18 protein-coding genes, 1 tRNA gene and 1 other RNA gene are annotated in these 19,717 nt (G+C 72.4%); 14 read left to right on the top strand and 6 right to left on the bottom strand.

Features of this window, described 5'->3' with window-relative positions:
• Window positions 1-57: 57 nt before the first annotated feature.
• A complete protein-coding gene (locus OG799_RS23810; protein ID WP_406037665.1) occupies window positions 58-654 on the bottom strand; it encodes an Rv3235 family protein in 597 nt (198 codons plus the stop codon).
• Between the two features lie 87 nt (window positions 655-741).
• Window positions 742-969, bottom strand: coding sequence for a helix-turn-helix transcriptional regulator (locus OG799_RS23805; RefSeq protein WP_406037663.1), 228 nt, complete (start codon window positions 967-969; stop codon window positions 742-744).
• 215 nt (window positions 970-1,184) lie between these two features.
• Here OG799_RS23805 and OG799_RS23800 point away from each other — a divergent pair, with 215 nt between their 5' ends.
• On the top strand, window positions 1,185-1,694 hold the full coding sequence (locus OG799_RS23800; protein WP_406037661.1) for a DUF6912 family protein: 510 nt from the start codon (window positions 1,185-1,187) through the stop codon (window positions 1,692-1,694).
• Between the two features lie 79 nt (window positions 1,695-1,773).
• Here OG799_RS23800 and OG799_RS23795 read toward each other — a convergent pair whose 3' ends face one another.
• On the bottom strand, window positions 1,774-2,811 hold the full coding sequence (locus OG799_RS23795) for a hypothetical protein (protein ID WP_406037659.1): 1,038 nt from the start codon (window positions 2,809-2,811) through the stop codon (window positions 1,774-1,776).
• 418 nt (window positions 2,812-3,229) lie between these two features.
• Between OG799_RS23795 and pruA the strand changes: the two genes are divergently transcribed.
• The 10 genes from pruA to OG799_RS23745 all read left to right on the top strand — a co-directional run bounded on the left by pruA (window position 3,230) and on the right by OG799_RS23745 (window position 11,778).
• Window positions 3,230-4,858, top strand: a complete 1,629-nt coding sequence (gene pruA / locus OG799_RS23790) for an L-glutamate gamma-semialdehyde dehydrogenase (protein WP_406037657.1) — start codon at window positions 3,230-3,232, stop codon at window positions 4,856-4,858.
• Between the two features lie 192 nt (window positions 4,859-5,050).
• Entirely contained in the window at window positions 5,051-5,566 is a 516-nt protein-coding gene (locus OG799_RS23785; RefSeq protein WP_406037655.1) for a PadR family transcriptional regulator, read from the top strand.
• A gap of 65 nt (window positions 5,567-5,631) precedes the next feature.
• A complete protein-coding gene (gene prfB, locus OG799_RS23780) occupies window positions 5,632-6,753 on the top strand; it encodes a peptide chain release factor 2 (protein WP_406037653.1) in 1,122 nt (373 codons plus the stop codon).
• A 118-nt stretch (window positions 6,754-6,871) separates the two neighbouring features.
• Window positions 6,872-7,552, top strand: coding sequence for a cell division ATP-binding protein FtsE (gene ftsE / locus OG799_RS23775; protein ID WP_109802316.1), 681 nt, complete (start codon window positions 6,872-6,874; stop codon window positions 7,550-7,552).
• Between the two features lie 71 nt (window positions 7,553-7,623).
• Window positions 7,624-8,499, top strand: a complete 876-nt coding sequence (gene ftsX / locus OG799_RS23770) for a permease-like cell division protein FtsX (protein WP_406037650.1) — start codon at window positions 7,624-7,626, stop codon at window positions 8,497-8,499.
• A gap of 135 nt (window positions 8,500-8,634) precedes the next feature.
• Window positions 8,635-9,114 carry an SsrA-binding protein SmpB gene (smpB, locus tag OG799_RS23765; protein ID WP_238451288.1) on the top strand — a complete coding sequence of 160 codons (480 nt, stop codon included), beginning with the start codon at window positions 8,635-8,637 and terminating at the stop codon, window positions 9,112-9,114.
• A gap of 104 nt (window positions 9,115-9,218) precedes the next feature.
• Window positions 9,219-9,594: a transfer-messenger RNA gene (gene ssrA, locus OG799_RS23760) on the top strand.
• Between the two features lie 201 nt (window positions 9,595-9,795).
• The gene (locus OG799_RS23755) at window positions 9,796-9,942 is read left to right on the top strand and encodes a hypothetical protein (RefSeq protein WP_406037648.1); all 147 of its coding nucleotides are present in this window, start codon (window positions 9,796-9,798) and stop codon (window positions 9,940-9,942) included.
• A 118-nt stretch (window positions 9,943-10,060) separates the two neighbouring features.
• The gene (locus OG799_RS23750; protein WP_406037646.1) at window positions 10,061-10,531 is read left to right on the top strand and encodes a hypothetical protein; all 471 of its coding nucleotides are present in this window, start codon (window positions 10,061-10,063) and stop codon (window positions 10,529-10,531) included.
• Between the two features lie 272 nt (window positions 10,532-10,803).
• Window positions 10,804-11,778: a hypothetical protein gene (locus OG799_RS23745; RefSeq protein WP_406037644.1), complete on the top strand. Its 975-nt coding sequence runs from the start codon at window positions 10,804-10,806 to the stop codon at window positions 11,776-11,778.
• 49 nt (window positions 11,779-11,827) lie between these two features.
• Here OG799_RS23745 and mdlC read toward each other — a convergent pair whose 3' ends face one another.
• Together mdlC and OG799_RS23735 are read right to left on the bottom strand one after the other, a co-directional pair.
• Window positions 11,828-13,423, bottom strand: a complete 1,596-nt coding sequence (mdlC, locus tag OG799_RS23740; protein ID WP_406037642.1) for a benzoylformate decarboxylase — start codon at window positions 13,421-13,423, stop codon at window positions 11,828-11,830.
• Window positions 13,424-13,542: 119 nt separating this feature from the next.
• Window positions 13,543-14,346: an S-methyl-5'-thioadenosine phosphorylase gene (locus OG799_RS23735; RefSeq protein ID WP_406037640.1), complete on the bottom strand. Its 804-nt coding sequence runs from the start codon at window positions 14,344-14,346 to the stop codon at window positions 13,543-13,545.
• Between the two features lie 142 nt (window positions 14,347-14,488).
• Here OG799_RS23735 and OG799_RS23730 point away from each other — a divergent pair, with 142 nt between their 5' ends.
• The 3 genes from OG799_RS23730 to OG799_RS23720 all read left to right on the top strand — a co-directional run bounded on the left by OG799_RS23730 (window position 14,489) and on the right by OG799_RS23720 (window position 17,208).
• A complete protein-coding gene (locus OG799_RS23730; RefSeq protein ID WP_406037638.1) occupies window positions 14,489-15,085 on the top strand; it encodes a YqgE/AlgH family protein in 597 nt (198 codons plus the stop codon).
• 91 nt (window positions 15,086-15,176) lie between these two features.
• Window positions 15,177-15,249, top strand: a tRNA-Ala gene (locus tag OG799_RS23725).
• 141 nt (window positions 15,250-15,390) lie between these two features.
• Complete coding sequence (locus tag OG799_RS23720; RefSeq protein WP_406037636.1) at window positions 15,391-17,208, top strand: glycoside hydrolase family 15 protein; 1,818 nt, start codon at window positions 15,391-15,393, stop codon at window positions 17,206-17,208.
• A 67-nt stretch (window positions 17,209-17,275) separates the two neighbouring features.
• Here OG799_RS23720 and OG799_RS23715 read toward each other — a convergent pair whose 3' ends face one another.
• Entirely contained in the window at window positions 17,276-19,606 is a 2,331-nt protein-coding gene (locus OG799_RS23715) for a DUF4153 domain-containing protein (protein ID WP_406037634.1), read from the bottom strand.
• Window positions 19,607-19,717 lie beyond the last annotated feature (111 nt).

Here is a 19,717-nt window from a genome sequence, read left to right as displayed (position 1 = left end):
GGCCCGTCCACGTCTTCATCCCCGACGGGAGTGGCCCGGGCGGTGGGCGGGTGCCGGTCAGAGGACCTGGAGGGTGGTGCAGAGCCAGTTGCCCCGGCGGTGCTCCAGCCGCAGGGCGATCGCCCAGCTGACGCCGGCGGCTCCGGTGAGCACCGCGGCCGCCTCCACCACCCCGACCCGGGGCTCGCAGGCGCGCAGTCGGCGGAGCCGGAGCACCGGGCGGGTCGAGCGGCGGCGTACCGGGCCGACGCGGTGCGCGGCGCGGGTGAGTTCGGCCGCGATGTCCGTCGCCGCGGCCGGATCGCTCAGCGGCCGGAGCTGGCCGGGCGGCCGGTAGCCGTTGACGATCTCCAGGAAGGTGCGGACGAACCGGTGCGCCGCTCTGGCGGCCTCCGGCGTGGTGGTGGCCAGGGCGGCGGCCGGTGGCCCACCGGCCCGACGCCCCGGCCCGGCGGGGGCCGGGCGGACGTCGGCGGGTCGTCCCACCGGCCGGTCGGGGTCGCGCCGGCGCGGATCGAACAGGTCGAGGGTGAGCTGGTCGGCGTCCGGGCGGAACCAGGGCTCGCCCTCGTCGGTGCAGGGCGGGTCGATCGGTGGCGCGGGACGGAGGCGGACCGGCGGGCGCGGCGCCAGCGGGCGGCGGGTGTCGACCATCCTCAACCTCTGTTCGTTGCGTTTGCCTTCGTTTGCCTCCGACAGGTTTCATTTTCTGACAGGGAACTGCCCGCCGTCAATGCCGCGTCACTCACCGTCGCGGTCGGTGAGCGGGTTTCCGCGCACCCACTCGGCGGTCTCGGCGTACTTCTGCTGGATGTACTCCTCCAGCCGGGTGCGCTCCACCCGCCACTGACCCCGGCCGCCGATCTTGATCGCGGGCAGCTCACCGCTGCGCACCATGTGGTAGACCTGCGAGTCCGAGACGTTGAGCTCCGCGGCCACGTCGGACAGCAGCAGGAACCTCGGCTCCACGGCGAACTCCCGGGGTTGACGTCGTTTGCCTCAGTTTGCCATCAGTGGCCTCGCGAACCCAGTCACGTCCGCGTCGGCTCGGGCACCGGTCGACGGGACACACCGGCGGGGAGCTTCTCCCGGGCGGGTGCGGGGTGTATGACGGTCACGGCGTACGGCATGATCGGCGCCCGGGGCCGGCGTCTGTCGGTCCGGGTCTGAGCAGGGGAGACACCGTGACCGACGAGCTTGTCCGGGTGTACGTGCCGGCGACCGTCCCGATGCTGTCGCGGCTGCGCGAGCAGGGACTCGCCGACGGCGAGGCGCACGCCGTCACCCCCCTGCTGCGCGAGTGGTACGCCGAGGGTGACGAGGAGGAGCTGGAGTACGTCGCCTTCACCCGGGCCGCCCAGGACGCGCTGCGCCTGCTCCGGGCCGACCCGGCCGCGCCCCGCCGTCGGGTGGTGGTCTCGGTGGACGTGCCGGCCTCGGCGGTCGGTCGGGTCGACGGCGAGCTCGGATCGAGCCTGGTCCGGCTGGCCGGGCCGCTGCCGGTGAGCGTGGTCGCCGCGATCCACGTCGACGGCGCGGAGGCGGTGGAGGACGTGGCCGCCGCCGCCGAGGTGGTCGCCGAGGCGCAGGCCGGCGACCCGGACGCCCAGTTCACCGTCGACGGCGCGGAGGACCACGAGCTGGAGTGGTACGACGTGACCGAGCTGGACCTGCTGCTCCGCTCGGTCTCCTGACCGCTGCCTTGGCCTGCCGGCCCGGGGTACCTCGGTCGCCCGCCGCCGCAGCACCTCGGCGCGCGCCGGTGGCGGGTCCTCAGCGGGCCGGCTCGTCCTCGGCCGGTTCCGCCTCGTCCGCGCCGGCCGCCGGGCCGAGGGTGCGGCCGAAGGCGATGAGGGTGGTCAGCGCCCCGACGAACAGCACCCAGATGCCGTTGTCCATCCGCGAGGTGCCGAGCGCGGTCTGTGCCACCTCGTCGGCGTCGCTGAGCGCGGCGGCCAGGTCGAGCAGCGTCCGGCCGCCGACCCGAATGATCACCTCGGTGAGCAGCAGGAGCAGGCCCGGTCCCGCCCCGGCGAGCAGGTAGGCCGGCCACCGCGGCTGCGGCGCGGCCGGGTCCCGGCGGGCCCGGCGGCGCGACCAGGCCAGGTACCCGAAGGCCACCAGCCCGGCGAGCAGCCCGGCCAGCAGGGACTCCGTCCGGGAGACCCACTTCGCGGCGCTGAGCACCGACTCCTGGGTGTCGCCCGCGCCGAACAGGTCGGAGAGCGGGTCCCGGGCGCGGCTGAAGGCCACCACGAAGATCAGCGTGGCCAGCGCGGCGGCCGCGATCGCCCCGACCACCCGGGCGTTGCGGGCGCCGGCCAGCGCGCCGCCGATGATGGCCGCCGCCGCGGTGGTGCCGGCGATCGTGTTGGTGGTCGCGTTGTCGGCGTACGTCAGGTTGATCGCCACCGCGGCAACCAACCCGACCAGCAGGCCGGCACCGACGGCGGTGAGGAAGCGCAGGGTGGGGCGGTCGGTGCGCCGGGCGAGTGGGTTGGTCACCGCCAGGGCGACCGCGGCGCCCGCGACCAGCGCCGCCGAGATGACGCCGGGCAGCGCGTACGCGGAGAGGCTGATCGCGGTGACGCCGGCCGCGGCCGAGTGGATCGCGGCCCGGGTCGACCAGAGCATCGCCGCCAGCCAGCCGACCGCCACCAGCGCGAGCACCACCGCGCCGGGCGCGAACGTGGCCCGTCCGGTGCCCTCCGGCGCCGCGGCGGCCACGTCGACCGGGGCGGTCTCCCCGGCCGGGGCGGCCGTGGGCTGGTCCGGTTCCGCGGCCGTGGAGCTGCCGGGCTGGTTGCTCATCGTCTCCCCTTCGACGGTCGCCGGATCGGCCGCGACGGCCGGGCAGGGTCACCGGCAATCCAGGGTACGCGCCACCCTGCGTCCTCCTCCGCGGGCGGGCAGCAGCCTCTCGCGGCACCTTCAGCGCCAGCCGAAGGATCGCAGGAGTGCACGGCTATCTGCCGACGGTTCGTCGCCCCGGTAGCGGCCGTGCTTACGGTCCGGTGTGCGGTGGTCCGTCCGGTTGATCGGCGCGGGGAGCGGCGGGTGCGGGCGGGAGGAGCCGGGGTGGGGTGGCCCGAGGGGGGTCGCATGGAAGAATCGGCGCAGGTCCCGCCGCCGCGACCGGTCCACCGCGCGGTGCCCGGCGACCGGCCGTCCGGTCGGTGCCCGCGGGTCCGGTTTCGCCACCGCCGTCGAGATCGCACAGGAGCCTGTGATGGACGCCGTGTTCTCCGTACCCGAGCCGCACAACGAGCCGGTACGCACCTACGAGCCGGGCAGCGCCGACCGGGAGCGGCTTCAGCGGCGGCTCACCGAGCTGGCCGCCGAGCGGATCGACCTGCCGATGACCATCGCGGGCGAGCAGCGGATGGCCGGCGGCGAGCCGATCAACGTGGTCCAGCCGCACAAGCACGCGCACGTGCTCGGCGTCACCGGCCACGCCACCCACGACGACGCCCGCGCCGCGGTAAAGGCCGCCAAGGACGCCGCCCCGATGTGGCGCGCGCTGCCGTTCGAGGAGCGGGCGGCCATCTTCCTGCGCGCCGCCGAGCTGCTCGCCGGCCCGTGGCGGGACACCCTCAACGCGGCCACCATGCTCGGCCAGTCCAAGACCGCCGTCCAGGCCGAGATCGACTCGGCCTGCGAGTTCATCGACTTCCTCCGGTTCAACGTGCACTTCGCCCGCCAGCTGCTGGAGGCGCAGCCGAAGTCCTCGCCGGGGGTGTGGAACCGGTTCGACCACCGCCCCCTCGAAGGCTTCGTCTACGCGGTCACCCCGTTCAACTTCACCGCGATCGCCGGCAACCTGCCCTCGGCGCCGGCCCTGCTCGGCAACACCGTGGTCTGGAAGCCGGGCCCGACCCAGCAGTTCGCCGCGCACTTCACCATGCGGCTCTTCGAGGCGGCCGGCCTGCCCCCCGGCGTGATCAACATGGTCACCGGGCGCGGCGAGGAGGTCTCCGACGTCGTGCTCGCCGACCCGGACCTGGCCGGCATCCACTTCACCGGCTCCACCAAGGTCTTCCAGCACCTGTGGAGGACCGTCGGCGAGAACATCGCCGGCTACCGGGGCTACCCGCGGCTGGTCGGCGAGACCGGCGGCAAGGACTTCGTGGTCGCGCACACCAGCGCCGACGTGGACGCCCTGCACACCGCGCTCATCCGCGGCGCCTACGAGTACCAGGGCCAGAAGTGCTCGGCCGCGTCGCGGGCGTACGTCCCGCGCTCGCTCTGGGAGGGCGGGCTGCGCGACCGGCTGGCCGCCACCGCCGACTCGCTGACCTACGGCGACGTCACCGACTTCCGCAACTTCGGCGGCGCGGTGATCGACGACAAGGCGTTCAGCCGGCACACCGCCGCCCTGGAGCTGATCTCCGACGACGACACCTGCCGGATCCTGGCCGGCGGCACCGCCGACGACTCGGTCGGCTACTTCGTCCGGCCGACGCTGTTCGAGTGCTCCGACGCCGCGCACGAGACCTTCACCACCGAGTACTTCGGCCCGATCCTCGGCGTGCACGTCTTCGACGACGCCCGCTTCGACGACGCGGTCGCCCAGGCCGAGTCGATCGCCCCCTACGCGCTCACCGGGTCGATCTTCGCGACCGACCGCCGGGTGGTCGACGCGGTGGCGGAGAAGATGCGGTACGCGGCCGGCAACTTCTACATCAACGACAAGCCGACCGGCGCGGTGGTCGGGCAGCAGCCCTTCGGCGGCGCCCGGGCCAGCGGCACCAACGACAAGGCCGGCTCCTGGCACAACCTGGTGCGCTGGATGTCGCCGCGGACGATCAAGGAGACCTTCGTCCCGCCGACCGACCACACGTACCCGCACATGGGCTGAACCGGCGACGGCCGCCGGTGGCGCGCGGAGCGTCACCGGCGGCCCCGGCCGGCCCCCACCGGGCGTCCGGCCGAGGGCTCCCCTCATCCTCCGGGGACTGTCGCCCGCCGACAGTGCACATTGGAAGTCCCCTTGGGTGGCGAAAACGGCAAATCCTGGACGCCGGGTCGGCAAAGTGGCAGCTTAGAGGGCATGGCGGAATCCGGAGTCAACCCCACGGCGGCGGCCCTGCTGGGCCTGCTGCACGAGGGCCCGATGACAGGCGGCCAGCTGATGGCCGCCGCTGAACGGCGGTTGGCGCCGTACTGGTCGATGACCCGCAGTCAGGTCTACCGCGAGTTGCCGGTGCTGGCCGAGCGGGGGTTCGTGCGGCTCGGCAAGCCCGGGCCGCGGCTGAGTCAGCCCTATGCGATCACCGCGGCCGGGAAACGGACATTTTCCCGCTGGCTGGCGGAGAACCCCGGCCGGGACACCATTCGCAACCCGATAGCGCTGCGGATCGCTTTCGGCAGCCTGCACTCGGCGAGTCAGTTGAAGAACCTGTACGCCACGGCGAACGAGTACCACACCGAGGCCCTCGCCGCGGTCCGGGAGCAGGTGAAGAACGCCAAGAAGGAAGGCGACAACTACGACGCCAGCGCGCTGGAGTTCGCCGTCGCCTACCACCGGGCCGCCCTGTCCTGGCTCAAGTCCGCCCCGGTCGGCTGACCTGCCCCGGCGGGTCGGGCGGCTGAGGTGAACGGACCGCCGGGAGCCAAGTACGCTTGTCTGTCGTGACCGCTGCCGATTACGCCGAACAGCTCAAGGAACTCGACGCCACCCTCCGCAACATCGAGGCCGTCCTCAACCTGGACCGGCTGCACGAGCAGAAGGCCCGGCTCGAGGAGCAGGCGTCCGCGCCGGACCTGTGGGACGACCAGGCCAAGGCCCAGGCGGTGACCTCGCAGCTGTCGTACGTCAACGGCGAGATCAGCAAGCTCGGCAGCCTCCGGTCCCGGCTCGACGACGCCGGCGTGCTGCTGGAGCTGGCCGAGGCGGAGTCCGACCCGGGGGTGCTCTCCGAGGTCGAGAGCGAGATCGCCGGGCTGGGCAAGGCCATCCAGGAGATGGAGGTCCGCACCCTGCTCTCCGGCGAGTACGACTCGCGGGAGGCGCTGGTCGCCATCCGGGCCGGCGCCGGCGGCGTGGACGCGGCGGACTTCGCCGAGATGCTGCTCCGGATGTACCTGCGCTGGGCCGAGCGGCACGGCTACCCGACCGAGGTCTACGAGACCTCGTACGCCGAGGAGGCCGGCCTCAAGTCCGCCACCTTCACGGTGAAGGTGCCCTACGCGTACGGCACGCTCAGCGTCGAGTCGGGCACCCACCGCCTGGTCCGGATCAGCCCGTTCGACAACCAGGGCCGCCGGCAGACCAGCTTCGCCGGCGTCGAGGTGCTGCCGGTGGTGGAGCAGACCGACCACATCGACATCCCCGAGAACGAGATGCGGATCGACGTCTACCGCTCCTCGGGCCCCGGCGGGCAGAGCGTCAACACCACCGACTCGGCGGTGCGGATCACGCACATCCCGACCGGCATCGTGGTGACCTGCCAGAACGAGAAGTCCCAGCTGCAGAACAAGGCCTCCGCGCTGCGGGTGCTCCAGGCCCGGCTGCTGGAGCGCAAGCGCCAGGAGGAGCAGGCCAAGATGGCGGGCCTGAAGACCGACGCCGCCGGGTCGTGGGGCGACCAGATGCGGTCGTACGTCCTGCACCCGTATCAGATGGTGAAGGATTTGCGTACCGAGCAGGAGACGGGCAATCCGACCGCGGTATTCGACGGCGAGTTGGACACCTTCATCGAGGCGGGCATCCGCTGGCGCAAGCAGCAGCAGATGGCCGGCGACGCTGCGTGATCACCTGCGGGCGGAGCGCGTCATCGATCTCCACGTCACGCACTAAATAGATGACGCGCCCACTCCTGAGGGGGCGGGGGGGTTGGCTCTCCGGTTACACCGCGTAGACTCTCGACCCGTGATTCAGCTTGAGCAAGTGACGAAGACGTACCCGAAGGCGTCCCGGCCTTCGCTCGACAACGTGTCCGTCTCGATCGAGAAGGGCGAGTTCGTCTTCTTCATCGGTCCATCCGGCTCCGGCAAGTCCACGATCATCAAAATGCTGCTCCACGAAGTCAGCCCCAACAAGGGTCGCGTCGTCGTGAACGGCAAGGACGTCACCTCGATGCGTTCCTGGAAGCGACCCCACTTCCGGCGTTCCATCGGCTGTGTCTTCCAGGACTTCCGGCTGCTGCCCAACCGCACCGCGTACGAGAACGTGGCGTTCGCCCTCGAGGTGATCGGCAAGACCAAGGCGGTCGCCCGCCGGGTCGTGCCGGAGGTGCTGGAGCTGGTCGGGCTCGGTGGCAAGGAGCACCGCTACCCGCACGAGCTCTCCGGTGGTGAGCAGCAGCGGGTCGCCGTCGCCCGGGCGTTCGTGAACCGTCCGCTGATCCTGCTGGCGGACGAGCCGACCGGAAACCTGGACCCGGACACCTCGATCGAGATCATGCGCCTGCTGGACCGGATCAACCGCACCGGCACCACCGTCGTGATGGTCACGCACGACTCGAACATCGTGAACCAGATGCGCCGCCGCGTCGTCGAGATCGAGAGCGGCCGCATCGTGCGCGACCAGGCCCGCGGCGTCTACGGCTGAGCCGACGCTCGGCCGCGAGCCGTAGACCCTGACGACGAACACCTCATGCCGGAGAGCCGGAGGAATTCCCGATGCGCGTGAAATACGTCCTGTCCGAGGTACTGGTCGGGCTGTGGCGCAACGTCACAATGACCATCGCCATGATCATCACGCTGGCGGTGTCACTGTTCATGCTGGGCGGCAGCGGTCTGCTGTTCCAGAAGGTCGGCGACATGAAGGACCTCTACTACGAGAACATCCAGGTCTCGATCTTCCTGAAGACCGACGTCAACGAGCAGCAGCGCAACGATCTGGACGCCAAGCTGAAGGGCGACCCCCTGGTGAAGGAGGTCGTCTACGTCAACAAGGACGAGGCGTACAAGCGCTTCCAGGAGATGTACCAGGACGCTCCGGACCTGGTGAACGCGGTCAAGGCCGACCAGTTGCCCGAGTCGTTCCGGCTCAAGCTGGTCAACCCCGAGCAGTACAAGAAGATCTACGACCAGTACAAGGACACCGAGGGGGTCGACGAGATCGTCGACCAGAGCAAGCTGCTGGACAAGGTCTTCGGCGTGCTCACCGGGATCCAGAACTTCGCGCTGGCCATCGCGATCGTGATGGCGATCGCCGCGTTGCTCCTGGTGGCCAACACCATCCAGGTGGCCGCGTACAGCAAGCGGCGTGAGGTCGCGGTCATGAAGCTGGTCGGCGCCTCCAACTGGTTCATCCAGGCGCCGTTCGTGCTGGAGGCCGTGGTCGCCGGCCTGATCGGTTCGATCCTCGGCCTGGTCGCGCTGGCCTCCCTGAAGGTCTTCGCCGGGGGCGGGTCGATGCAGGCTCTCGAGGGCCTGATCACGCCGATCTCCTGGAGCGACATCCTCCTGATGTTCCCGCTGATGGCGGGCGTCGGCGGTCTGGTCAGCGCCGTCACCGCCTGGGTCACGCTCCGGTTCTACCTGCGCGTCTAGTTACCGCACCGGCTCTGTCGAGGGCCCTTCCGCGCCGGAATAAATGGTGCGGGAGGGTCCTTGTCATTCGGGTAGCATGATCTCCGCCCCGCGGCCGGCCACCGGTCGTGGGTCATTCGGAAGGGGGTGGCGCCGATGCCACGGGAAAAGGGTCGCAAGGTGGTCGCCTCCAACAAGAAGGCACGGCACGACTACGCCATCCTCGACACGTACGAGGCGGGCATGGCGCTGACCGGCACCGAGGTCAAGTCGCTGCGGGCCGGGCGGGCGTCGCTGGTCGACGCGTTCGCCCAGGAGCGCAGCGGCGAGCTCTACCTGCACGGCATGCACATCCCGGAGTACACCCAGGGCACCTGGACCAACCACGAGCCCCGGCGTACCCGCAAGCTGCTGCTCAACCGGCTGGAGATCGACCGGCTGATCGGCAAGACCCGCGAGGGCGGCCTGACCATGGTGCCGTTGCAGGTCTACTTCTCCGACGGCTGGGCCAAGGTGGAGATCGCCCTGGCCAAGGGTAAGAAGTCGTACGACAAGCGGCAGGACCTCGCCAAGCGGGACGCGGACCGGGAGATCGCCCGGGTGGCCGGCCGGCGCGGCAAGGGCATGGACGACTAATTTGTCCGCTATGTCCCGGTCGGCACGCCGGCCCGGGGCTCGGGATGAAACCCGTTGCGGCAGGCGTTAGGCTTATCAGTGCCACCACGAAGGTGGCCCGTCGAGGGGGTGACTGGTTTCGACTTCGTACGTTGCGGCAGGGGAAGCGAGCCGAGGAAGCCGACGTCGTCTCGAGAATCGTTCGTCGGAAACCAATAAGCGCCAAGAACAATCGCGCTGACTTCGCTCTCGCCGCCTGAGGCGAGTAGTGAGTCTGTCGGCCTGGGAGCGCCTTCGACCCAGTTAGCCGGCATCAGCTAGAAGGCTGGCCAACCGGACCCGGTCGCGGGGTCCGTGCGGCGAGATCAATCAGCGACTGGGCCCGTCACACCAACTCGCTCGCGTGAGCGGTGGGGCCGAGTAGAGGCATAGCGAGCTGCGCTCGGAGAAGCCCTGACAAACCGGCGAAGGACCCGGGTTCGATTCCCGGCACCTCCACCACCTGACTGTGCGCCCCGGTCCACCTGGACCGGGGCGCACAGTCGTCTCCGGACCTGCCCCACCCAACACCTACAGACCCCACGGCTCGCTGGACTGGCTCACCCCCGAAGCCTTCCACGACCAGTGGATCAGCAACCGGCAACCAACGCTCTCATAGCCGGTGGACCACCAACCGGGGCCCAGTCAATCCCGTTGCAGGGGATGGGCCTGGCCACGCTCCCACCGTCCGAGCTGCGGGCGCTCGCCGACGCCATCACGGCGGGGCGCCCGACCGACGGGCGGGACGCCGATGCGCACGGCCTCGCCGGCCAGCTCCGTACCATGGCGGGCAATCCGCTGGGCCTGTGAGCACTTCTGGTGTCGGTGGGACGGATGGGGCAGATGAGGCATTCGAGGGCCCTGGACAGGGCCGTCGGGCAGGTCCACCATCGCTGTACGCGGTAGCGCAGCAGCGCGGGAGGTGCCCATGGTCACCGGTCCGATCCAGCAGCCGTCCACCGTCGTCGCGACGGCCCGTCCGCCCGTCGCGCGCCAGCACCGGCCCACCCTCCTCGACGACGTGCGCGCCCTCGCCCGCACCCTCGCCGCACCGGCCGGCGAGCCCCGCTGGCGGGAGCGGCTGGTCACCCACCTCAGTCCGGTCCGGCAGGGCTTCGTCGAGCACGTCCGGCTCACCGAGGGACCCACGGGCCTCTACGCGGAGCTGCTGCACCACGCCCCGCGCCTGGACCGGGGGGTCCGACTGCTCACCCGGGAACACGCCGCCATCGACGCGGCGATCGTCGCCGTCCAGCACGTCGCCGAGCTGCCCGGCGTGCCGGACGAGGAGCTGTGCGGGCGGGCGGGGCACCTGCTGCGGGCCCTGCAGCGGCACCGGCAGCGCGGCGCCGACCTGCTCTGGGAGGCGTACCAGGCCGATCTGGGCGGGGAGACCTGACCGCGAACACCCGCCCGGTCGGCCGTCTCGCGCCCAGCCCGGTCCGTCCGCCTGCCCGTCCGGCCCGGGCACGGTGTGCCCGTGGCGATATGACTGTCGGGCATAAATATGCCGGACAGTCATATCGCCACGGGGGGAACCACATCTGCCAGGCGCCACGGTCCGTGATGTTGCGATCGGGGCGGAGAGCGGAAGTGGCCAGGCGGGATCGGAAGGCCGGCGGGGCGGGCCGACATCGGGAACCGGTGGGACGGGCGGGGCGTCCAACGGGCATGCGTCGCGCGATCGCCCTGCTGGGGCTCCCCCTCCTGGTCGCCGCCGGCTGTGCCCCGGCCGATTCCGGCCCCGCCGCCGGTGGGTCGTCCGCCGGCAACCCCGACCACCGCTGGGAGGCGTTCGACCAGCGGGCCGTCGAGGTGGCCGAGGCCTGGCGCCCCGGCCCGGCGTGGCGTAGGGGGTACGTCCCGTTGCAGGACGCCACGGTGCTGACCGGCGACCCCGGCTTCGGCCCCGACACCGAGGCGGCGTTCCAGTTGGGCTGGTACCGCGACCAGATCGGGCTGCCCACCGCGACGCCGGGCGCCGGGAGCATCCGGTTCCCCGACGGGACCCTGCGGGTGCCGCTGGTCAGTGCCGCAGAGGCGTACGCCCAACTGGACCAGGGCGATCCGCCGGCGTGCGGCGGCCGGCCCAAGGAACCGGGGCGGCCCAAGGGCGGCGGCCCGACCATCGAACCCGGGCCGGACGGCTGGGTCAGCAGCAGCCCTGCCGACGAGGGTGTCTGCCTCCCGTTGACCGTGACCGCCGCGCGGCTGGGCACCGCCCCGGTACGGACCAGCCGGGGAGTGGCCGACGTGCCGGCCTGGCTGTTCACCGTGACCGAGCTGAAGGCCCCGGTGGCCCGGCTCGCCGTCGCGCCGAGCGCGGTCACCGCCGTACCGGAGGGGGTGGCGCCGACCCGCCCGGCGTCCGGCGGCGTGGTCGGCGCGCAGGACCTCGCGGCGCCCGCGGAGGGCGCGCGGCTCACCTACCGGCTGGGGGTCGGGGCCTGCGACACCGGCATCACGCCGCTGGTGCTGGAGCGCGACGACGTGGTGGTGGTCGGCGGGGGCGTGACCCGCTCCACCGGCGCCTGCACCGACCAGCTGCTCATCCATCCGGTCACCGTCACGCTGCGGGCCCCGCTGGGCGTGCGGCCGGTGCTCGACGTGCTCACCGGCACGCCGCTGGTGGTCGGGCAGCGCTGACCGGTGCTCGGCCGACCCGCCGACCCCGCCCGGCGTGGCTGGCCGACGGCTACAGGATGCGGGGCACCTCGGTGCTGATCGGCACCGGCAGCACCGTCGGCCGGTCGGCGGCCAGCGCCGCGCCCAGGGCGTCGCCGAGCCGGTCGACCGGGTCCACCACCTCGGCGGCGCAGCCGTAGCCGTGCGCCACCGCGACGACGTCCAACCCGGGCAGGTCCAGCGCGGGCACCCCGGGCGTGTGCTTCAGCTCGGCGAACGCCTTCAGGATCGCGTACTGCTGGTTGACCGGGACCAGGACGGGCAGCGACAGCCGGAGCTGCGCGGCGGTCCAGAGCGCCTGCACCGAGTAGTGGAACGAGCCGTCGCCGATCACCGCCACCACCGGCCGGCCGCGCCCGGTGTCCCGCTCCGCCAGCGCGATCCCCACCGCCGCCGGCAACCCGAACCCCAGCCCCCCGCTGGCCATGGTGAAGTACGAACCGGGTCGGGTGACCCGCAGCCGGCGGCGCAGCGCGGACAGGTTGGACGGGGACTCCTGCACCAGTACGCCGTCCGCCGGCCAGTGCCGGGCCAGCGCGGCGAAGAGGGCGTCCGCGCTCGGCGGGCTCGACTGCGCGGGCGGTCCCGGCTCAGGGCGGGCGGCCGGGGCGGGACGGTTCGTCGCCGGCAGCAGGTCCAGCAGGCCCGTCAGGGCCAGCCCGGCGTCGCCGAGCAGACTCTCTCCGACCGGGGCTCGGGCCGACTCGTCGGGGTCGTCGGTGACGTGCAGCAGCCGCGTCCCGTCCGGCAGGTAGTCGCCCGGCAGGTGCGGGTAGTAGCGGAACACCGGCGCGCCGATCACCAGCACCGTGTCGTGCCCGCGCAGCGCCCGCGCCAGCGGCTCGATCGCAAACGGCAGAACACCCCGGAAGTGCGGGTGGTCCTCGGGGAAGACGGCCCGCTCCGGCGCGGGGGAGGACCAGACCGGCGCGGCCAGCCGCTCGGCCAGGGCGACCGCCGCCGGCCAGGCATCGGCCCGGTCCACCGCCGGGCCGAACACCAGCGCCGGGGAGCGGCTGGCGGCCAGCACGGCGGCGAAGTCGCGCAGCCGCACCGGGTCCGGCGCGTACCGGGTGGCCACGCCGCGCACCTGCGGCGGAGGGTCGGCCGGCCGCTCCCAGTCGTCCATCGGCAGGGAGAGGAAGACCGGCCCGGTCGGGGGCTGCACGGCCGTCGCGTACGCCCGCATCAGCGCCGCCGGGATGTCCTGCGCCCGGACCGGCTCGTGGCTCCACTTCACGTACGGCTGGGTCAGCTCCGCCGCCCGGCGGCTGGCCAGCCGGGGCTCGATCAGCAGCATCGACCGGTTCTGCTGGCCGGCGGTGACGATCAGCGGCGTCTTGTTGTGCCAAGCGGTGACCAGGTTGCCCATGCCGTTGCCGGTGCCCGGAGCGGTGTGCAGGTTGACGTGCGCGGGTCGCCCGGTGGCCTGGGCGTACCCGTCGGCCATGCCCACGGCCGCCGCCTCCTGGAGCGCGTGCACATAGCGGAAGTCGGTGGGGAAGTCCCGCAGGAACGGCTCCTCGGTCGAACCGGGGTTGCCGAAGACCACGGTCAGGCCCAGCTCGCGCAGCAGGTCGTACGTCATGTCGCGGACCGTTGCCATCGCCGGCTGCCTCCGTCTGCTGCGCTGCGCCGGAGACGGCTCAATGATCAGTCCCCCGACCAGCCGAATCTATCGGGGCGTTGCGGTTCAGGCGGGCGCTTCCCGCGTCTGGCGGACGGTCAGGGCAGCGGGAAGGGCAGCTTGATCCCGTCCAGCGCCCGGCCGCAGGGGCAGTCCCGTTCGGCGGGCAGCGCGGCCACCGCGTCCAGCAGCACCCCGCGCAGCCGGTCGGTGTTCTCCCCGAAGACCCGGAAGACCTCCTCCTGGGTGACCGACTCGCCGCTCTCCACGCCCGCGTCCAGGTCGGTGACCAGCGCGATCGAGGTGTAGCAGAGGGCCAGCTCGCGGGCGAGCACCGCCTCCGGGTGGCCGGTCATGTTGACCACCGACCCGCCGATCGCCGCGAACCAGCGGGACTCGGCCCGGGTGGAGAAGCGCGGCCCCTCGACCACCACCACCGTCCCCCCGTCGACCGCCGGGACGTCCCGGCCCGCCGCCGCGTCCAGCAGGGTGCGGCGGCCGGTGGGGCAGTACGGGTCGGCGAACGAGACGTGCACCGCCCCCCGGTCGTAGTAGGTCTGGGTGCGGCCACTGGTCCGGTCGATGAGCTGGTTCGGCACCACGAAGGTGCCCGGGCCGAGCTCCGGTCGCAGGCCGCCGACCGCGCAGGGGGCGAGCACCTGCCGTACCCCGAGGGACCGCAGCGCCCAGAGGTTGGCCCGGTAGGGGATCAGGTGCGGCGGGTAACGGTGGTCGCGTCCGTGCCGGGGCAGGAAGGCCACCCGCCGACCGCCCACCTCGGCGATGGTGACCGGGTCCGACGGTGCCCCGTACGGCGTCTCCAGCACGTGTTCGGTGGCACCGTCGAGCAGGGCGTAGAGGCCCGACCCACCGATCACCGCCAGCTCGGCCGTCGGCCCCATCGGCCCTCCCTCAGTCAAGTTCGATCACCCGCCCGTCAGACCTTAGCCAGCGTGCGGGGCGCAGGCTATGGTGCCAGGCATGGCGTTGACAGCGCGGATGGTCGACGGCGTCGGGATCCCTGTCCGGGCGCGCGGGTGACGAATGTCCGACATGCAGGAGGGACAGGCGATCGGTGGTCGGGCCATGGAGTCGATGACCGGACGGCTGCTGGTCGCGACTCCGACGCTGAAGGACCCCAACTTCGACCGTACCGTCGTGCTGCTGGTCGCCCACGAGCCCGGCGGCGCCCTCGGCGTGGTGCTCAACCGCGCCACCGAGGTGCCCGTCGCCGACGTCCTAGGGGACTGGAGCGACCTGGCCCGCCACCCCGCCGTGCTCTTCGAGGGCGGCCCGGTGCAACCGGACTCGGCCATTTGCCTGGCCCGGATGCGGCACCCGATCAAGCCGGTGAAGGGCTTCCACCGGGTCTCCGGCGCGGTGGGCACGGTCGACCTCTCGGCGGACCCGGAGCGGCTGCGGGACGCGCTCGGCGGCATCCGGGTCTTCGCCGGCTACTCGGGCTGGGGCGCGGGCCAGCTGGAGCGGGAGATCGAGGAGGGGTCCTGGTTCGTCCTCGAGGCGCTGCCCGGCGACGCCTTCGTCGACCGGCCGGACGACCTCTGGCCGATGGTGCTGCGCCGGCAGGGCGGCATGATGGCTGCGGTGGCCCACTTCCCCCCGGACGTGGCCCTGAACTGAGCCCCGCGGCCGGGGGACCCCCGCGAGATGACCATGCTGACCGGCGTGTGTATAGTTCTCTGCGTGCCCGGGCGACCGGGGACGACAGCAAGGGGCCGTGGCGCAGCTGGTAGCGCACCACACTGGCAGTGTGGGGGTCAGGGGTTCGAGTCCCCTCGGCTCCACCCTTCATGACCAGGGCGTTCGTCGGAAACGACGGGCGCCTTTCGTCATTTCCGGCAGGAGCCGGACCCGCATGGCTGAGGTGTGCCCCGCCTGCCTGCGGGTAGTCGCCGCAGTCGGTGCGGCGAAGGCGGGGAGGTCTGGTGGATTCGTACCCTGCCGTGGAGGGCCACGGCTTGATCGGCGACCTGCAGACCGCGGCGCTCGTGAGCAGAGACGGGACGTGGTTCTGCGCCCCCCGCTTCGACTCGCCGAGCATCTTCGGTGGCCTGCTCGATCGGCACGAGGGTGGGTACTTCCAGGTTTCGCCCGTTGGGGTCGACTACCGGAGCAAACAGCTGTACGTGCCTGGAACGCCGATCCTGATCACCCGCTTTCTCAGCGCGGACGGCGTGGCTGAACTCGTGGATTTCATGCCTGTCGCGGGAGATCGCGCCACCGACCGGCACCGCCTGGTCCGCGTGATCCGGATCGTTCGCGGCACGATGCGGTTCCGCATCGAGTGCCAACCACGGTTCAACTACGGGCGCGATCCGCACGAACTCGAGGAGTATCCGGACGGCGTCGTCTACCGCACTCCCAGCCTCACCCTCACCCTGAACCCCGTCCGCGACGTCGAGATCGGGGTCGACTACCTCCGGCGTACCAGCGAGGGCGTGTCTGGGATCGGCACGTTCCGAGAGGGCGAAATCGGTGGCGTCGTGCTGGAAACAGCGTCGCCTGACCCGCCACGCGTGCTCAGCTCGGGTGAGGTGTGCGAGATGCTCGAGCAGACCCGCGACTTCTGGCGGCGTTGGCTCGACCGCTCCCACTACACCGGTCGGTGGCGGGAGATGGTCGAGCGGTCCGCGATGACGCTCAAGCTGATGACGTACGCCCCGACCGGCGCGCTGATCGCCGCCCCCACCGCCGGACTGCCCGAGCAGATCGGCGGCGAGCGCAACTGGGACTACCGCTACACCTGGATCCGGGACGCGTCCTTCTCCGTGCACGCGCTGCTCGGACTGGGCTTCACGGACGAGGCCGGTCGCTATCTGGAGTGGGTCAACGACCGCATCCGCGACTCGGCGGCTGCCGGCGTGCCGCTCCAGATCATGTACCGGGTCGACGGCTCACCCGATCTCACCGAGGAGGTGCTCGACCACTTCGAGGGATACCGCGGATCGAGCCCGGTGCGCGTGGGCAACGGCGCGGCCGACCAACTGCAACTCGACATCTACGGTGAGGCCATGATCGCGCTGCACCTCGCCGACTGCCACGGGTTTCAGGGCTCATACCAGGGGTGGCTGAACGTGCGGCGACTGGCTGACTGGCTCTGCGACCACTGGGACCAACCCGAGGACGGGATCTGGGAGACCCGCGCCGGCCGGCAGGACTTCACCTATGGGCGACTGATGTCCTGGGTGGCACTCGACCGTGCCATCCGCCTCGCGAACCGCCGTGGCCGGCCGGCCGACACCACCCGCTGGGCGAGCGCCCGCAACGACATCTACGAACAGATCATGGCGCGCGGCTTCCACCCCGGACGCGGTGCCTTCGTGCAGCACTACGCGACCGACGTCCTGGACGCGGCGTTGCTCACCATGCCCGGCGTCGGATTCGTGTCGCCGGCCGACCCGATGTGGCAGTCGACCCTGCGGGCCATGGACGCCGAGCTCGTCTCCGACAGCCTCGTCTACCGGTACGAGCCGGCCGCCTCACCCAACGGCCTGCGCGGCAGCGAGGGCACCTTCAGCATGTGCACGTTCTGGTACGTCCGGGCGCTCGCGCATTCCGGTCGGCTCGACGAAGCCCGACTGATCTTCGAGAAGATGCTCACGTACAGCAGCGACCTCGGCCTCTACTCGGAGGAGATCGCGCCCACCGGCGAGCAGGTCGGCAACTTCCCGCAGGCGTTCAGCCACCTCTCGCTGATCAGCACCGCCATCAACCTCGACCAACTCCTCGACGACCGCCCCTGACGCGAAACGCCCTGGATCGGGAGCTGATCCCGGTCCAGGGCGTTCCTCGTCCCCGCCCGACGGGGCGTCAGCGCGTACGGCGGCTCTTGGGCAGGTCGAACTGGTCCGCCGCCCGGCAGTCCTTCGGCCCGCCGACGGCGTTCTTCCCGATCCGGTCGAGGGCCTGCCGGGCCCGGTACCGGCCGAGGTTCCCGGCGTACCAGGGGTCGGGCTCGGCCAGGTCGTCGTCGATCCAGCTCAGCGTGCACCGCCGGACCGGGTCGGGCAGCCGGGTCAGGGCGGGCGTGGCGTCGGCGGAGAGCGCCCGCAGGTACCAGGCGTCGATCTTGCCGGTCTGCTCGTACCGGACGATGTTGCGTCGGGCGGCGTAGTCCTCCGGGTTGAGCACGGCCAGGCTGAGCAGCATCACCACGGCCAGGCCCACGGTCGCGCCCGGGATCCACCGGCCCTGCCACCGGAGCCCGGCGGCCAGGATCATCAGGAAGACCGCCCCGAGCAGCAGCTCGAACGCCATCACGAAGATCCGCTCGCCGGTGAAGCTGTAGACCTTCTGGTACGTGTACATCCGCGACAGCGCCGACACCACGATCACCACGCTGAGCGCGCTGAGCAGGCCGAGCAGGACGTGCAGCAGGGTGCGCTCGAGCTGGCGTTCCCGGCTGGCCCAGCGGCTCACCCCACCGAGCACGGCAAGGGTCAGCAGGGTGACGAAGAGCAGTTGCCAGAAGCCGCTGCGGGCGTACTCGGAGTAGCTGAGGCCGGCCACCTTCTGGACGTGCCGCTGGCCGCCGAAGAGCACGGTGAACTGCACGACGACGAAGCCGGCGAAGAGCAGGGTCAGCGCGCCGATGGCCGGGGCCCACTCCAGCAGGCCCAGGTTGCGGCTGCTCGGCTTGTCGACCGTGGACAGGTCCGGCGGGGCGGCCAGGGTGTAGACGGCGGCGACCGCGATCAGCGCGCCCACCGCGGCCAGGAAGATCCAGCGGAACACCGTGCCGACGTTGGTCTCCGGGACGATCGCGCCGAGAACCTCGGAGAAGGCCGCGTCGGCGGAGGAGAGCAGGGTGCCGAAGACCAGCAGCACCACCACGGTGGCGACCACCGAACCGGTGACCCGACGGAGCATCCCCGGGTCGGGGGAGGCGGTGATGTGCCGGCGTACCCAGGGCAGGCCGCGGAACGCCGCGAACGGCGCGGCCACCAGGCTGAACAGGATCGAGCGGACCAGCCGGCCGCCGACGATGGCCAGCATCGCGCAGCCGAGCGCGCCGAGCACGCAGAACGTCACCAGCCACCAGGCGTTGCGGAAGGCGAGGACGGAGAGCAGCGCCAGGGCCGCCACCGCCCAGCCGCCGCGGACCAGGCGTTCGGTGCGGGGCAGCTCGGCCGTGCCCCGCCGGACCGCGGCGAGCACGCCGACGGTGAGGACCAGCCAGCCGAGGAACCAGCCGATGCCGGTCCGGCTCAGCGGGACGAAGAACGCGATCCCGAGCGCGCCGGCGAGCACCGCGAGCGGCGTGGCCCGGCCGGTGCCCCGCCGCGGCCCGGGCCATTTCGCCCCGAGGAACGAGGTGCGGGGGACCTGCGGGCGAGGGGGCCAGCCCGCGCCGGGCTGCGGCGGGTAGGTCGCCCAGGGCGCTGCCGGCTGCGCGGCGTACGGCGGCGTGGTGGCGGCCGGGCCGGTCGCCGGCTGCGGCACGGCCCCGGGACCGCCCGGCACGGGGCGCTGCTGCGGCACGGTCGGCGGGGGGCCGGCCGGCGTCGCGCCGGCGGCGGGCTGCGCCGGTCCGGTCGCGGGCTGCGCCCCGGCGGCCGGCGAGGCCGGCGTGCCGGGTGCGGCCGCTCCCTGGCCGGCCGGCGAGGCCGGGCCCAGGTCGGCCGCCGCAGCGGCCGTCGGTGGCGCGGACGTACCGGCGGCGGGTGTCGCCCCCTCGGTGCCGGCCGGTCCCGGCTCCGCCGGGCCGTCGACGGCGGGCGCCGGTGCGTCAGGCGTAGCGCGCTCGGCCTCGGCGGTGCCCGCCGACGCGGGCTCGTCCGACCCGGTCGGCACGGGCGCGGTGACCCGGGTCGCGCCGGGCGTCACGAGCTGCGCGGGGATCACCGGGGCCGGCGCGCCGGCCCCGGCCACGGGACCGGCCATCGCGACCGGCCCGTGGCCGCCTTGCGCCGGGACCAGCGGCAGGAAGACCGCGTACCCGCGGGTGCCGGCCGGGACGGTGACCGGAATGGCCCAGGCGGGCTGACCCTCCTGGCCGGGCCACACCAGGCCGGGCGGTGACCCGTCGGAGGTGGGCATGACGAGCAGGTACGGCGTGGCGTCGGCGGGTGCGTCGCCACCCGTCGGCCCGGCCGCCGCGGCGGTCCGGGGGGAATCTGGCGCCGGTGGCGGCTCGGACACGGGACGCTCCTTGATCACAGGGTGTCGTCACTGTAGGGCCAGACCTGCGCCGCCCGCCGCCCCGCAGCCGAACCGTCCCCACCGGACCGACCGTTCGGCCGACGCCGGGCG

This window comes from Micromonospora sp. NBC_00898, from assembly GCF_045207895.1.
In the GTDB taxonomy this organism is placed as follows: domain Bacteria; phylum Actinomycetota; class Actinomycetes; order Mycobacteriales; family Micromonosporaceae; genus Micromonospora.
Note: the sequence above shows the minus strand (reverse complement) of the source record. Positions and strands in the feature narration are given on the sequence as shown.

What these genes read in the sequence shown, in the direction of transcription:
- OG799_RS23810 (WP_406037665.1), bottom strand. Translation starts at nt 654, where the DNA reads ATGGTCGACACCCGCCGCCCGCTGGCGCCGCGCCCGCCGGTCCGCCTC.
- OG799_RS23795 (WP_406037659.1), bottom strand. Translation starts at nt 2,811, where the DNA reads ATGAGCAACCAGCCCGGCAGCTCCACGGCCGCGGAACCGGACCAGCCC.
- pruA (WP_406037657.1), top strand. Translation starts at nt 3,230, where the DNA reads ATGGACGCCGTGTTCTCCGTACCCGAGCCGCACAACGAGCCGGTACGC.
- OG799_RS23785 (WP_406037655.1), top strand. Translation starts at nt 5,051, where the DNA reads ATGGCGGAATCCGGAGTCAACCCCACGGCGGCGGCCCTGCTGGGCCTG.
- ftsX (WP_406037650.1), top strand. Translation starts at nt 7,624, where the DNA reads ATGCGCGTGAAATACGTCCTGTCCGAGGTACTGGTCGGGCTGTGGCGC.
- smpB (WP_238451288.1), top strand. Translation starts at nt 8,635, where the DNA reads ATGCCACGGGAAAAGGGTCGCAAGGTGGTCGCCTCCAACAAGAAGGCA.
- OG799_RS23755 (WP_406037648.1), top strand. Translation starts at nt 9,796, where the DNA reads ATGGGCCTGGCCACGCTCCCACCGTCCGAGCTGCGGGCGCTCGCCGAC.
- OG799_RS23750 (WP_406037646.1), top strand. Translation starts at nt 10,061, where the DNA reads ATGGTCACCGGTCCGATCCAGCAGCCGTCCACCGTCGTCGCGACGGCC.
- OG799_RS23745 (WP_406037644.1), top strand. Translation starts at nt 10,804, where the DNA reads ATGCGTCGCGCGATCGCCCTGCTGGGGCTCCCCCTCCTGGTCGCCGCC.
- mdlC (WP_406037642.1), bottom strand. Translation starts at nt 13,423, where the DNA reads ATGGCAACGGTCCGCGACATGACGTACGACCTGCTGCGCGAGCTGGGC.
- OG799_RS23735 (WP_406037640.1), bottom strand. Translation starts at nt 14,346, where the DNA reads ATGGGGCCGACGGCCGAGCTGGCGGTGATCGGTGGGTCGGGCCTCTAC.
- OG799_RS23730 (WP_406037638.1), top strand. Translation starts at nt 14,489, where the DNA reads ATGTCCGACATGCAGGAGGGACAGGCGATCGGTGGTCGGGCCATGGAG.